Source organism: Rhodococcus sp. NKCM2511 (assembly GCF_014905595.1).
GTDB lineage: Bacteria > Actinomycetota > Actinomycetes > Mycobacteriales > Mycobacteriaceae > Rhodococcoides > Rhodococcoides fascians.
Window position 1 is genome coordinate 3404474 of record NZ_BNHJ02000001.1, and the last position, 13513, is coordinate 3417986.

The following is a 13513-nucleotide window of genomic DNA, read 5'->3' on the forward strand; positions in this document are numbered from 1 at the left end:
GTGGGTGACTTCCAAGGGAGGTGGACTTCGAATACCGGCACCTACCGGACTACCGTTGCGCACATGGCCGCACAGCGCGCGAACAACAACCGTGCCTCCGCATCGGAGTACGACGACCTCGAAGGATTCGGCGTTGCAGTTGTCCGAGAGGACGGCAAGTGGACCGTGACGCCACTGTCCGACGACGCACTGACCAGCCTTTCGGCAGCAGAGACCGAATTGCGTGAACTGCGCAGCTCGGGAGCGGTGTTCGGACTGCTCGACGTGGACGAGGAATTCTTCGTCATCCTGCGTCCCGCACCCAACGGCACCCGCCTACTGCTGTCCGACGCGGTCGCCGCCGTCGACTACGAAATCGCCGCCGACGTCCTCGACGCACTCAACATCGAGATCCCCGACGTCGACCCCGACGAACTCGACGACATCGAACCCTACGAGGAAGGCGACCTCGCTCTCCTCGCCGACCTGGGCCTGCCCGAGGCAGTCCTGGGCATCATCGTCGCCGAGACCGACGACTACCCGGACGAACAACTGCAATCCATCGCCGAGCGCCTGGGCTTCGAGGACGAATTCGCCGCAGCGGTGAACAAGCTGCGGCGGTAACCGATGCCGCTGCCCGACGCGGACATGATCCGCGCAGCGCTGTCGGCCGCAGCCGAGGCATCGGACGCCGACGTCCCCGTCGGAGCCGTCGTGTACGACGCGTCGGGACGTGAGATCGCGCGAGCCTGCAATGCGCGGGAGGCGTCGGGCGACCCCACTGCGCACGCCGAAGTGCTCGCATTGCGTCGAGCAGCCGCCGTCCACGGAGATGGCTGGCGACTCGAAAACTGCACTCTTGCAGTCACTTTGGAACCCTGCACGATGTGCGCCGGTGCCCTCGTTGCTGCCCGCGTCGGCACCGTGGTGTTCGGAGCCTGGGAACCGAAAACCGGGGCCGTCGGCTCGCTGTGGGACGTCGTCCGAGACCGTCGACTCACCCACCGCCCGCAGGTGCGCGGGGGAGTGTTGGAAGCCGAATGCGCCGAAGTGCTGACGCAGTTCTTCGCCCGCCAGAGATAACGATCTCGTCACGGGGTGGCCGGAATGTCCAACATTGGGGAGGGTGGAGGGCAGGGCGCAACGCTGCGCTCCGAACTTGCGAAGGAGACACTCATGGGACTCGACGACAAGATCTCGAACAAGACCGAAGACCTCGGCGGCAAGGCAAAAGAAGCCGCAGGTTCGGCAACCGGAGACAGGGACCTCGAAGCAGAGGGCAAGGGCGATCAGACCTCCGCCGCATTCAAAGACGGTGCCGAGAAGGTCAAGGACGCGGCCTCGAACATCAAGGACAAGCTCACCGGTAAGTAACTTTGCGTTCTGAGCAGGCGATTTAGCCTCAGGCGCTCATTCCGGTACAGTCTTCTGCGGTGGCGTGTCCGAGCGGCCTAAGGAGCACGCCTCGAAAGCGTGTGAGGGTTCACCCCCTCCGAGGGTTCAAATCCCTCCGCCACCGCCAAAACTCCCCACCCGATCCGTCGGGTGGGGAGTTTTTTGTGCTGGGTGGGGTGGTGGGCTGGGTGTTGCTCGGCAAACGCGCGCGCATTCGTCAGACGCGAGCGAATTTGCCACCGATTCGGGGTCTATTTCGCGCGCACCTGGCAAACGCGCGCGCGTTTGCGGGATCACCAGGGCCCGGGCATCGAACCCCCAGGGCCCGGGCGGGATCACCGGGCGGGTGTTGCTCGGCAAACGCGCGCGCATTCGTCAGATGCGTTCAGATTCGCCACCGATTCGGGGTCTATTTCGCGCGCACCTAGCAAACGCGCGCGCGTTTGCGGGATCACCAGGGCCCAACATCAGCAGGGCTCGGGCGAGATCGCCAGGGCCCGGGCATCGAATCCCCAGGGCTCAGACGCTCAGCATTGCCCCGCGCCCGCGGCGTCGAGTCCCCGCAGAATTTCGCCTTGATCGGCCTCGGGCACCGTGGACCAACTCGGCGCGGTGGTCATTTCGCTGCGCAGACCCTCGACGGATTTTGCGCGATCGGAGATTCCGGTTTGCTCCAGTGCATCGATGGACGGGAGAAACTGGGTGCAGGTCTGACGGTAGAGATCGTCGCCGGTGACGCCTCCAGTTCCACCGGTCACCGCGGGGTCGGCTGGATCAGCGGCGGGCGGGGCCTCGGGAGCCGGGATGTCAGCGGGTGCATCGGCCGTCGGCGTGGCAGCTGTGGAGGTCGTCGCCTGCGTCGTCGTGGCCGACGTGGCCGGAGCTGACGTGGCCTGAACGGACGTGGTCGACGCGTTCTCGGTCGACGCGTCGTCGCCGCATCCGGCTACAGAGGTGGCCACGATCAGCCCGAGCAATCCGGCCGCGATCTTTCGTTTCATCGCCACTGTGTACCACCTGCGGCTCAGAGGAGTGTCTGCGCGCGCCCGGTGATGGTGCTCAATGCGGTGGACCAGGCGATGTGCTTGGGGTCCAAAAACGCTCCGTGTCCGGCTCCGGGCAGTACGACCAGCTCGGGGTCCGTGCTACCTGCGCGGGTGGCGGCGTCGACGTACACGCGGCTCTGGTTCACCGATACGGTCTGGTCCGCATCACCGTGCAGCGCGGTCAGCGGGACGTCGAGGGGGAGGTATTCGATGGGGGAGGCGATCTTGTATCGACCGGGAACGTCGTTGGGCATGCCGCCGAGGAATGCGGGTACGAACTTGTCGTTGCCGATGTTCGCCGCCCGTTTCATGTCGAACACCCCGGCCATGATGGTGGCACTGCGCGGTCGGATTCTGGGGTCCGCTCCCGGCGCGTCGATCGGCATCAGGTGACGCGCAGCGACCCACGCGGCAAGCTGTCCGCCGGCCGAATGTCCGGCGACATGCACTCGATCGAGGTCGAGTCGCCCGTCGGCGGCGTTCTGTACGACGGTTGCCAGTGCCTCGGTGGCGTCGTCGACGTCGGTGAGGGTGTTGGCCCAATTGTTCGGACCGCGCCGGTACTCGACGTTCCACACGGCGATGCCCTGGTCTGCGATGGCCTTGGACATCTGCTGGAAGTACGACAGATCGAGGTTCTCCTGCCATCCACCGCCGTGAATCATCACCACCACCGGCAGTGACGTCGCAGTGTTGGCAGGGAGATACAGGTCTCCGATGTTGTCGGGTTGGTACCCGTACTTCAGCCGGATCGGATCTCGGGTCGGTCCCGAAACGGGTTGCAGTGCAGCCGAATACGTCTCTGCTGTGCTCGGTGAGGATTCGGTGTCCGTGGAACTGCAGCCGACCAGCGTGACAGCGAGCAGGCCGGACAGGAAGTGGCGACGATTCACGTGCCCTGAGCCGTCCAATCGAGCAGCTCGGACAGCGACCAGGTGTTGATGACGCGATCGGCGGGAACGCCCTGGGCTTCGGCGCGGACACAGCCGTAGCCCTGCCAGTCGAGTTGGCCCGGTGCGTGTGCGTCGGTATCGATGGAGAAGAGGCAGTCGCGTTCGAGGGCGATGTCGATCAGGCGCTCGGGCGGGTCCTGGCGTTCGGGCCTGGCGTTGATCTCCACCGCGGTGCCGAACTGTCGGCATCCCTCGAACACCACCGGGGCGTCGAACGTCGACTCGGGCCGTTTTCCCCGGCCGCCCTCGACCAGTCGGCCGGTGCAATGACCGAGTACGTCGACGTGCGGATTCGCGATGGCGGTGACCATGCGTTTCGTCATCGCCACAGAATCGGCCCGCAGGTTCGAGTGCACGCTGGCCACCACCACGTCCAGCTCGGCGAGCAATCCCTCGTCCTGATCCAGCGAACCGTCGTCGAGGATGTCCACTTCGATTCCGGTGAGGATACGGAACGGCGCGAGTTGCTCGTTGAGCTCGGCGATGATGTCGAGTTGTTTTCGTAGACGCTCCGCGCTGAGCCCGTTGGCGACCTTGAGCCGCGGTGAATGATCGGTCAGCGCGCAGTACTCGTGCCCGAGGTTCTTGGCGGTGCGCATCATCTCGTCGATGGGGCTGCCGCCATCGGACCAATTGGAGTGGGTGTGCAGGTCGCCTTTGAGTGCGGCCCGTAGTGCGTTGTTGCCGATGGGTTCTGCGGCATCGCGTTGTTCGGCCAGGTAGTCCGGAACGTCCTGGGTCAGCGCCTGCCGGATGATCAGCGAGGTCTTGGCACCGATTCCGGCCAACGACGACCAGCTGTCCGCCTTCTCGTGCTCGGATCGTTGTGCAGGAGAGAGTGATTCGACGACATCCGCGGCTCGGCGGTAGGCCTTGACGCGATGAGTGTCCGAGCGCGAACGCTCGAGCCAGAAGCCGATCTCACGAAGTGCCTCCACCGGATCCATGGGTTCCATTGTGCCTGGCACCACCGACACCTGTGCACGGGGTAATCGGACAAAATTCTCAGGGAGTTGCCAGGTCGCTCACTCCCCATGGGCTTGAAGCTGCAACTATCATCGTCGGTCATGACCAAGAAATGGTGGACAGTCGGCGTCGTTGTCGTAGTGCTCGTGGCCCTCGGGCTGTATTTCGGCCCCAAGATCTACGCGTCCTTCCAGGAGGACGACGCTCCGGCGGCGACCGTCGACACCTCCGGTGCGCAGGCCGCCACCACCGACGATCTGAACGGCACCTGGACGGTGACGGCAGGCGATGCGTCGAACAAGACCGCGGCCGGCTACACCGTCGACGAGGTGCTCAACGGATCGGACGTGACCGTCGTCGGGTCGACGCCCGAGGTCAGCGGCTCGGTGACCGTGGCGGATAATTCGTTGACCGCCGGTGAGGTTGTGGTGCAGACCAATTCGATCACCACCGACAGTGACCGTCGAGACGGTCAGTTCCGCGGCAACATCTTCGACACCGCGACATATCCGACGGCGACGTTCACCATCGACCAGCCCGTCGACCTCTCGTCGTTGCCCAAGGACGGCACCACCCAAACCGTCACGGCGGAAGGCACATTGACGCTCAAGGATCAGACGCGTCCGGTGTCGGTCGAGATGGAGGTGCTGCAGTCCGGTGACACGCTCATCGCGTCGGGTGCAATTCCGACGACGTGGTCGGACTACGGCATCGAGCCGCCGTCGCTCGGTTTCGTGACCGTCGAGGGCTCGGGAACCGTCGACTTCCTGATCAATCTGAGTCGGCAGTAGCCCGTTCTCGTGGGGCCGCCGGTGTCCATCCCGGCGGTCCGACGACGTATCCGACGCGTTCCTTCCATGACCTCGATGCCGCGACATCCCGTGCGATGTTGCGGTATTCGTGTGTTTGGAGCGTCCAGATGTTGAACGTGTCGACGGGCTTGGTCAGTCCGTAATTCGGTCGCTGCACTTCGTCGGCGTAGCTGCCGAACAGGCGGTCCCAGACGATGAGGATGCCGCCGTAGTTCTTGTCGAGGTACTGCGGATCGCGACCGTGATGGACGCGGTGGTGCGAGGGCGTGTTGAAGACGAACTCGAACGGTCGCGGCAACTTGTCGATCCGTTCGGTGTGTACCCAGAACTGGTAGACGAGATTGATCGAAAAGCCCACGAACACCATCCACGGCGGCATCCCCAGCAGCGGCAGGGGCAGCCACATGATGATCTCGCCGCTGTTGTTCCACTTCTGTCGCAGTGCCGCGGCGAAGTTGAAGTACTCGCTCGAATGGTGAGCCTGATGGGTCGCCCAGATCAGTCGGGTTCGGTGCGCGATGCGGTGGTAGCCGTAGAACAGCAGATCGACGCCCAGAATCAGGATGACCCACGTGTACCAGGCATCGGCGGGTAGATGCCACGGCGCGATGTAGACGTAGATGGCCGTGTAGCCGATCAGGGCCAGCGCTTTCCACACCGTCGTGGTTGCGATCGAAACCAAACCCATGCTCAGGCTCGCCCGTGCGTCCCGGGCCGAATACGCGCCGGGGGTTCCGTCTTCGAGTTTCTTCGCCGCGATCCACTCGATCGCCAGCAGCAGAGCGAACGCGGGGACGGCCAGGGCAACCGGATCCCGCAGCGGTTCGGGTAGCGAGTTCCACGCCGATGCGAGTTGGTCCCTCATGTGTACGGCCTTCCGTGCGTGACACTGCTGTTCGAAGTGTAACGACAGTATGGTGATCGTAGTCTCGACGCGTGAAAATTCGTAGCCGCCGTTCCGGGGATATGGCGTGGTCGCTAATTTCCTATCGAAATGATAGGAATTGAATCGTGCACATCACGGCGAAAGCGGACTACGCGGTGCGGACTCTCGTCGAGCTCGCCGCGGTCGGCGGCCGAGCACCCGCCAAGGCCGAGGCGCTTGCCGCCGCTCAAGGGATACCGCACAAATTTCTCGAGTCGGTGCTCTCCGACCTGCGTCGCGCCGAGTTGGTGCGAAGTAGAAGGGGACCCGACGGCGGATACTGGCTCGCGCGGGAGGCGTCGAACATTTCCGTCGCGGACGTGATGCGTGCCGTCGAGGGGCCGCTCGCGTCGGTGCGCGGGCAACGGCCCGAGGATGCGCAGTACGCCGGTCCCGCCGAGCCGTTGACGCGGGTGTGGCTGGCCGTCCGGGTCAATCTGCGTGCGGTTCTCGAATCCGTATCGCTGGCCGACATCGTCGACGACGACCTCCCGGATTTCGTCGGAGAGCTGATCAGCGAGCCGACCGCATGGTCCCGTCGATGACCTGAGTCACAGTCGGCCGCCGATGTGGCGCGGTCGTCAATATTGCACAGCTCTGCAAACTTGCCGAGCTGTGCAACTTCCGTATGTTGGACAGGGTGACCACCCCGACCGGCCTTCGCGATCAGAAGAAGGCAGCCACCCGCGACGCCCTCGGCATTGCCGCAGTCCGTCTGGGAAAAGAGCACGGACTCGATGCCGTGACGGCCGACGCCATCGCACACGAAGCCGGAGTGTCGACCCGAACGTTCCACAACTACTTCTCCAACAAGGAAGAAGCGGTACTCCACAACATCGAGGCCTCGGCTCTGGAATGGTTCGAGCTGCTTCGCGCCAGACCCGAGGCCGAACCCATCTGGGATTCGTTGCAGCACATCGCCGTCAACCTCGTCGCCGACCCCGGCCGCGACCTCGACGACACATTCGCCGCAGCACGACTCATCGAGGCCAACCCGGCGCTGATGGCACGCAAGCTCGAAATGCACCACTCGCTCACCCGCAAACTCGGCGAGGCAATCGCTGAGCGCACCGGAACCGATATCGATTCCGACCTCTACCCCAACCTGCTGCAAATGGCAGTCGGCGGTGCCGTGACCGCCGCACTGAACCTGTGGATCAACGACCCCGGCGGAGAGAACACTCCGAAAGCACTCGTGGAGAACGCATTCCAACAACTCCGCGCCGGAATCCCCGAGCCTGAGGGTCATTCCGCAGGCTCCACTCCCGAGCCCGAATCTCGCCAGCACGTATCCGATAACAACCGAGGAGCCTGACAGTGGCCACCTATCTGTACCGAATCGGCAGATTCGCCTACCGCCGCAAGGGGGTCGTCCTCGGCCTCTGGCTCGTCATTCTGATCCTTGCCGGAGTGGGCGCAGCCACGCTGTCCGCGCCTACCGTCAACTCGTTCAGCATCCCCGGAACGCCTGCTCAGGCCGCATTGGATCTGCAGAAGGAACGATTCGGCGGAGCCGAGGATCCCCTTCAAGCCGTCAACGCCGAGTACGTTTTCCAGGCACCCGACGGTCAGTCGCTCGATACCCCGCAGTACACCTCGGCCATCGACGCCACGATCGCCGAGATCGAGAAGGTCGATGCGGCCAAGCCGGCGGAAGGCGCTCCGCCGCTTGCCGATCCGGTCGAGGCCAACAAGGCCATCGTGCAGCAGTACACCGACGCCGCCGCCGAGGCAGGCACGCCGGCCGACAAGGTGGCAGCCGACGCGGCAGCCACGTCGCCGTTGAGCCCCAACGGCAACGTCGGCACCGTCACGGTTCCGATCAACGTCGAGCTGGCCGACGTCACCGACGCGATTCGCAGCGATCTCGATGCCGCGGCGCAACCCGCGCGTGACGCAGGACTGACCGTCATCCTCGGTGGCACCGTCGCCCAGGAGAACCCGTCGCCCGGTGGAAGTTCGGAGATCGTCGGTCTGGCCGTCGCCGCCATCGTGCTTCTCATCATGTTCGGCTCGGCCGCCGCTGCCAGCCTGCCGCTGATCACCGCGATCGTCGGTATCGGTATTTCGAGTCTGGCCATCACGACGGCCTCCGGGTTCGCGAGCCTGTCCTCGTTCACCCCGATTCTCGCGATCATGATCGGGCTCGCCGTCGCGATCGACTATTCGCTGTTCATCCTGGCGCGCTACCGGCACGAGCTCACGCTCACCGACAACCGCGAAGAAGCAGTCGGTCGAGCGGTCGGTACCGCCGGATCGGCCGTCGTGTTCGCCGGCGCGACCGTGCTCATCGCCCTCGTCGCCCTGCGCGTCGTCGGCATCCCGTTCCTGTCGCAGATGGGTCTGGCAGCAGGCTTCGCGGTGTTCATCGCGGTACTCATCGCCCTGACGTTCCTGCCTGCCATGCTGGGCGTCTACAAGGGCAAGGCCTTCGCGGGCAAGCTCAAGTTCGTCAACACCACCGATCCGGAGGACCCGAACGCAACCCCCACCAACGGTCTTCGGTGGGCACGATTCCTGGTCAAGAAGCCGATTCTCGGCCTCGTCGGAGGCATCGTGCTGCTCGGTGTCATCGCGGGCCCGACCACCGGGTTGTCGCTGGCTCTCCCGTCGATCGCCACCTCGGACCCGTCCACGCCTGCCCGTCAGGCCTACGACATCACCGAAGAGGCATTCGGGCCGGGACGTAACGGACCGCTGCTCGTCATCGCCGACGCGTCCGACGTCGCCGAGGCAGACCGCACCGCGTCCTTCGGCAAGGTCATCGAGACGATCACCGCACAATCCGACGTCACGAATGCGCAGATCGTCGCCGTCAATCCGGCGGGTGACACCGCGCAGATACTCGTCACCCCGTCGAGCACACCCAACAGTGACCAGACGAAGGCGCTCGTGACCAACCTGCGCGATGCCGAGAGCGGATTGCAGGAGAGCTCGGGCGTCTCCTACGGAGTGACGGGCGAAACCGCGATCGGGATCGACATCTCGGAGCGGCTGCAGAGCGCGCTGATTCCGTACCTGGCCGTGGTCGTCGGACTGGCGTTCGTGCTGCTGATGCTGGTGTTCCGCTCGATTCTGGTGCCGTTGACGGCAACGGTCGGGTTCCTGCTCAGCGTGCTCGCCACCTTCGGCGCGACGGTGTTCATCTTCCAAGAGGGTGGGCTCGGCATCATCTCCAACCCGCAGCCGATCGTCAGCTTCATGCCGATCTTCCTCATCGGTGTGGTGTTCGGCCTCGCGATGGACTACCAGGTGTTCCTCGTCTCGCGCATGCGTGAGGAGTTCGTGCACGGCGCGGCCGCCAAGGACGCCGTCGTCAACGGCTTCAAGTACGGCGCACGCGTGGTCACCTCGGCTGCAGTCATCATGATCTCGGTGTTCGCCGCGTTCATCGCCGAGCCGGACTCGTTCATCAAGTCCATCGGCTTCGCGCTCGCTGCGGCCGTGTTCTTCGACGCGTTCGTCGTGCGCATGGTGCTGATTCCGTCGGTGATGGCTCTACTGGGCGACAAGGCCTGGTGGCTGCCGAAGTGGCTGGACAAGATCCTGCCCAACGTCGACATCGAAGGGGCCAAGCTGAAGACGGCCCCGGAGAAGCGCGCGTAGCACTCGCGTCGCAGCTGAGAGGCCGAAGATTGCTCGTAATACTCGAAACGGAGAGACTGTTATCCATGTGTACGAGTAATCTTCGGTCATCATGCTGATCCCCCTTCTGCGTAGGTTTGTCGCCCCGTACAAGCTGCCGATTCTCTGCTTGGTGCTGCTGCAGCTGATCGCCACCCTCGCCGCGTTGTTCCTCCCGAGTCTCAACGCGGACATCATCGACAACGGTGTGACCGTCGGCGACACCGGCTACATCCTGTCCGCCGGCGGCGTCATGCTGTTGATCTCGGCAGTACAGATCATCAGCTCTGCCGCAGCGGTGTTCCTCGGTGCACGCACGGCCATGAGTGTCGGACGCGACCTTCGCGGAGCAATCCTCGAACGCGTCGGGACGTTCTCCGCCCGCGAGGTCGGAAAATTCGGTGCTCCGTCACTGATCACCCGCAACACCAACGACGTGCAGCAGGTGCAGTTGGTGATCATCATGGGATTCACCATCGTCGTGATGGCTCCCATCATGTGCATCGGCGGCATCGTGATGTCGCTACGCGAGGACATCGGCCTGTCGTGGATCCTGCTCATCGCCGTGCCCGGCCTCGCACTCGCGATGGGCCTGATCATCGTTCGCATGGTGCCGGCCTTCCGCTCCATGCAGAAGCGCATCGACGCGGTCAATCGCGTACTACGCGAACAGATCACCGGTATTCGCGTCGTGCGGGCGTTCGTTCGCGAACAGTTCGAGGTCGACCGTTTCGGAGCAGCGAACACCTCGTTGACCGAGACGGCACTCAAGGTCGGCCGGCTGATGGCCTTGATGTTCCCGACGGTCATGCTCATCAGCAACGTCACCAGCGTCGCGGTCATCTGGTTCGGTGGTCATGCCATCGAAAACGGCACGATGCAGATCGGTTCGCTCACTGCGCTTCTGAGCTACATCATGCTCATCCTGATGTCGGTGATGATGGCGTCGTTCATCGCGATGATGGTGCCGCGCGCATCGGTCTGCGCCGATCGCATCAGCGAGGTTCTGGCCACCGAATCCTCGGTGGTGTTGCCCGAGAATCCCCGGACGTTCGTGTCCTCACCGGGTACGGTCGAGCTCATCGGGGCCGAATTCTCCTATCCCGGAGCCGAATACCCGGTGCTGTGCGGGGTGAATCTGACTGCCGAGGCAGGCAAGGTCACCGCCATCATCGGTGGTACCGGATCGGGTAAATCGACGCTCGTCAATCTGATTCCACGGCTGATGGACGTCACCGGCGGCCAGGTGCGGGTCGGCGGTGTCGACATTCGCGAACTCGATCTGGACCTGCTGCGATCCGAGATCGGATTCGTGCCGCAGAAGCCGTACCTGTTCTCCGGCACCATCGCCAGCAATCTGCGGTACGGCAAGGCCGACGCCACCGACGCGGAACTGTGGGAGGCGCTCGAGATCGCCCAGGGAGCCGACTTCGTGCGCGCGATGCCCGACGGCCTGGAGACTGCCGTCGCGCAGGGCGGCACCACCGTGTCGGGCGGGCAGCGTCAACGACTGGCCATTGCCCGGGCGCTGGTACGCAAACCCAAGATCTACTTGTTTGACGATTCCTTCTCCGCTCTCGACCTCACCACCGACGCGAAACTGCGTGCGGCGCTGCGGCCGGTGACGCGAGATGCATGCATGATCGTTGTGGCTCAACGGGTGTCGACCATCGTCGACGCCGACCAGATACTCGTGCTCGACGACGGAAAGCCGGTGGGCGTGGGTAACCACGAGCAACTGATGGCCACCTGCCCCACCTACGCCGAGATCGTCGACTCGCAGCGGCAAGTTGCAGGTGCACTGTGACCGACACCGACACCACCAAGGATTCCGCGGCCAAGCCCTCTTTGGAGAAGAAGAAGGGCAGCCGCGTCGCGAAGGCACTGCCGGCCACGAAAGCCAAGAACTTCAAGGGCTCGTTCAAACGCGTCATCGGTTTGCTTGCTCCGGAACGATTTCTGCTGAGCCTCATGCTCGTGCTGGGAATCGTCAGCGTCGTCCTCAGCGTCGCTGCGCCGACCGTCCTCGGGCATGCGACCAACCTCATCTTCAACGGAGTCGTCGGCGGAGATCTCGAACCGGGGCAGACGAAAGAGCAAGCGGTCGACGGCCTTCGGGCCGCCGGTAACGACACCGTCGCCGATCTCGTCTCGGGCATGGACGTGACGCCCGGTGCGGGAATCGATTTCGGTGCCGTCGGAACGGTGTTGCTCTGGGTTCTCGCACTGTACGTAGTGTCTGCACTGCTGGCATGGGCTCAGGGCTACATCCTCAACATCGCGCTGCAGCGTCGCATTCTGTTGCTGCGCGGCAGCGTCGAGGCCAAGGTGCATCGCCTGCCGCTGCAGTACTTCGACAACAATGCCCGAGGCGAGACGCTCAGCCGCGTCACCAACGACATCGACAACGTCTCGACCAGCCTGCAGCAGACCCTGAGCCAGCTGATCACCGGTATCCTGACCGTGCTCGGCATCCTCGGCGTGATGATCTGGATCTCGCCGCTGCTCGCTCTGGTTGCGCTGCTGACGATCCCGGCCTCGTTCCTGGTGACCGCGCTGATCGCCAAGAGGTCGCAGCCGCACTTCGTGGCGCAGTGGAAGCACACCGGCAAGCTCAACGCGCAGATCGAAGAGACCTACACCGGCCACGAGATCGTCAAGGCGTTCGGTCGCCAGGCGGAGGTGGAACGCGAGTTCGGTGACCGCAACGAGAAGCTCTTCCAAGCAGGCTTCCGGGCGCAGTTCATCTCCGGTCTGATCATGCCGATCATCATGTTCCTCGGAAACATCAACTACGTCGTCGTCGCCGTCGTGGGCGGCCTTCGCGTGGCGTCGGGAACACTGAGCCTGGGCGAAGTGCAGGCCTTCATTCAGTATTCGCGGCAGTTCACTCAGCCGCTGTCGCAGGTCGGCGCGATGATCAACCTGATTCAGTCCGGAGTCGCGTCCGCCGAACGCATCTTCGAGGTGCTCGACGCCGACGAGGAAGACCCCGACGTCGTTCCTGCGTCCAGCCCGACGGAGCGCCGCGGACGCGTCGTGTTCGACGACGTCTCGTTCAGCTACTCGCCGGAGCAGCCGCTGATCCAGAACCTGTCGCTCACCGCGGATCCAGGACATCTCGTGGCGATCGTCGGACCCACGGGTGCCGGTAAGACCACACTGGTCAACCTGATCATGCGTTTCTACGAGATCGATTCCGGCCGAATCACACTCGATGGCGTCGACACCCGTAAGATGACGCGCGACGAGTTGCGTTCGCGAACCGGCATGGTGTTGCAGGACACGTGGTTGTTCGGCGGCACCATCCGCGACAACATCGCCTACGGTGACCCGACCGCCAGTGAGGAAGAGATTCTCGAGGCAGCTCGGGTGAGCTACGTGGACAAGTTCGTGCATTCGCTGCCCGACGGATACGACACGATCATCGACGAGGAGGGCAACAACGTCAGCGCCGGTGAGAAGCAGCTCATCACCATCGCCCGTGCCTTCCTGGCCAAGCCGCTGATCCTGATCCTCGACGAGGCCACCAGCTCGGTGGACACGCGCACCGAACTGCTGGTGCAGAAGGCGACGGCAGCGCTGCGCAACGACCGCACCAGTTTTGTTATCGCGCATCGTCTCTCGACCATCCGTGACGCCGATACCATCGTCGTGATGGAAAACGGCAGCATCGTCGAGCAGGGCAATCACGAGGAATTGCTCGAGGCCAAGGGTGCGTATTACCGGCTCTACAGCAGTTGAGTGCGCCTCCGGCGCAGTGGTGTGGATAAGTGCCGCCCAGGGCGCATAACCACACCACTGCGGCGAAGC

General features: G+C 63.9%; 13 protein-coding genes and 1 tRNA gene. 10 read left to right on the forward strand and 4 right to left on the reverse strand.

Translation table 11 applies throughout. From position 1 onward, the window contains the following. Positions 1–63: 63 nt before the first annotated feature. The 4 genes from JLZ96_RS15915 (at position 64) to JLZ96_RS15930 (ending at position 1501) form a co-directional block, all read left to right on the forward strand. Positions 64–603 carry a tRNA adenosine deaminase-associated protein gene (locus JLZ96_RS15915; RefSeq protein WP_027494611.1) on the forward strand — a complete coding sequence of 180 codons (540 nt, stop codon included), beginning with the start codon at positions 64–66 and terminating at the stop codon, positions 601–603. A gap of 3 nt (positions 604–606) precedes the next feature. Further along, positions 607–1062 (forward strand): nucleoside deaminase, encoded by a 456-nt coding sequence (locus JLZ96_RS15920; RefSeq protein ID WP_027494610.1) that lies wholly within the window; start codon positions 607–609, stop codon positions 1060–1062. Positions 1063–1155: 93 nt separating this feature from the next. Further along, on the forward strand, positions 1156–1353 hold the full coding sequence (locus JLZ96_RS15925) for a CsbD family protein (RefSeq protein WP_027494609.1): 198 nt from the start codon (positions 1156–1158) through the stop codon (positions 1351–1353). Positions 1354–1411: 58 nt separating this feature from the next. Beyond that, a tRNA-Ser gene (locus JLZ96_RS15930) sits at positions 1412–1501 on the forward strand. Positions 1502–1901: 400 nt separating this feature from the next. Here JLZ96_RS15930 and JLZ96_RS15935 read toward each other — a convergent pair. Genes JLZ96_RS15935 through JLZ96_RS15945 form a run of 3 tightly spaced genes read right to left on the reverse strand, consistent with a single transcriptional unit; the run spans position 1902 to position 4320 of the window. Beyond that, complete coding sequence (locus tag JLZ96_RS15935) at positions 1902–2375, reverse strand: hypothetical protein (RefSeq protein ID WP_201010553.1); 474 nt, start codon at positions 2373–2375, stop codon at positions 1902–1904. 23 nt (positions 2376–2398) lie between these two features. Further along, complete coding sequence (locus JLZ96_RS15940; RefSeq protein ID WP_201010554.1) at positions 2399–3313, reverse strand: S9 family peptidase; 915 nt, start codon at positions 3311–3313, stop codon at positions 2399–2401. Next, on the reverse strand, positions 3310–4320 hold the full coding sequence (locus tag JLZ96_RS15945) for a PHP domain-containing protein (protein WP_032367806.1): 1011 nt from the start codon (positions 4318–4320) through the stop codon (positions 3310–3312). Before JLZ96_RS15945 ends, JLZ96_RS15940 begins: the two co-directional genes overlap by 4 nt. 120 nt (positions 4321–4440) lie before the next feature. On the opposite strand from JLZ96_RS15945, the gene JLZ96_RS15950 reads away from it, so the two are divergent. Next, positions 4441–5130 (forward strand): YceI family protein, encoded by a 690-nt coding sequence (locus JLZ96_RS15950; RefSeq protein WP_032368648.1) that lies wholly within the window; start codon positions 4441–4443, stop codon positions 5128–5130. Here JLZ96_RS15950 and JLZ96_RS15955 read toward each other — a convergent pair. Continuing rightward, positions 5111–6016 (reverse strand): sterol desaturase family protein, encoded by a 906-nt coding sequence (locus JLZ96_RS15955; RefSeq protein WP_201010555.1) that lies wholly within the window; start codon positions 6014–6016, stop codon positions 5111–5113. The two genes, JLZ96_RS15950 and JLZ96_RS15955, sit on opposite strands and share 20 nt — an antisense overlap. A gap of 146 nt (positions 6017–6162) precedes the next feature. On the opposite strand from JLZ96_RS15955, the gene JLZ96_RS15960 reads away from it, so the two are divergent. The 5 genes from JLZ96_RS15960 to JLZ96_RS15980 all read left to right on the forward strand — a co-directional run bounded on the left by JLZ96_RS15960 (position 6163) and on the right by JLZ96_RS15980 (position 13444). Further along, the gene (locus tag JLZ96_RS15960; protein WP_027494603.1) at positions 6163–6621 is read left to right on the forward strand and encodes an Rrf2 family transcriptional regulator; all 459 of its coding nucleotides are present in this window, start codon (positions 6163–6165) and stop codon (positions 6619–6621) included. Between the two features lie 83 nt (positions 6622–6704). Beyond that, the gene (locus JLZ96_RS15965; RefSeq protein ID WP_201010556.1) at positions 6705–7391 is read left to right on the forward strand and encodes a TetR/AcrR family transcriptional regulator; all 687 of its coding nucleotides are present in this window, start codon (positions 6705–6707) and stop codon (positions 7389–7391) included. A gap of 2 nt (positions 7392–7393) precedes the next feature. Next, positions 7394–9682 (forward strand): MMPL family transporter, encoded by a 2289-nt coding sequence (locus tag JLZ96_RS15970; RefSeq protein ID WP_027494601.1) that lies wholly within the window; start codon positions 7394–7396, stop codon positions 9680–9682. Between the two features lie 91 nt (positions 9683–9773). Continuing rightward, positions 9774–11507, forward strand: coding sequence for an ABC transporter ATP-binding protein (locus JLZ96_RS15975; protein ID WP_201010557.1), 1734 nt, complete (start codon positions 9774–9776; stop codon positions 11505–11507). Positions 11508–11548: 41 nt separating this feature from the next. Further along, entirely contained in the window at positions 11549–13444 is a 1896-nt protein-coding gene (locus tag JLZ96_RS15980) for an ABC transporter ATP-binding protein (protein ID WP_032368030.1), read from the forward strand. Positions 13445–13513 lie beyond the last annotated feature (69 nt).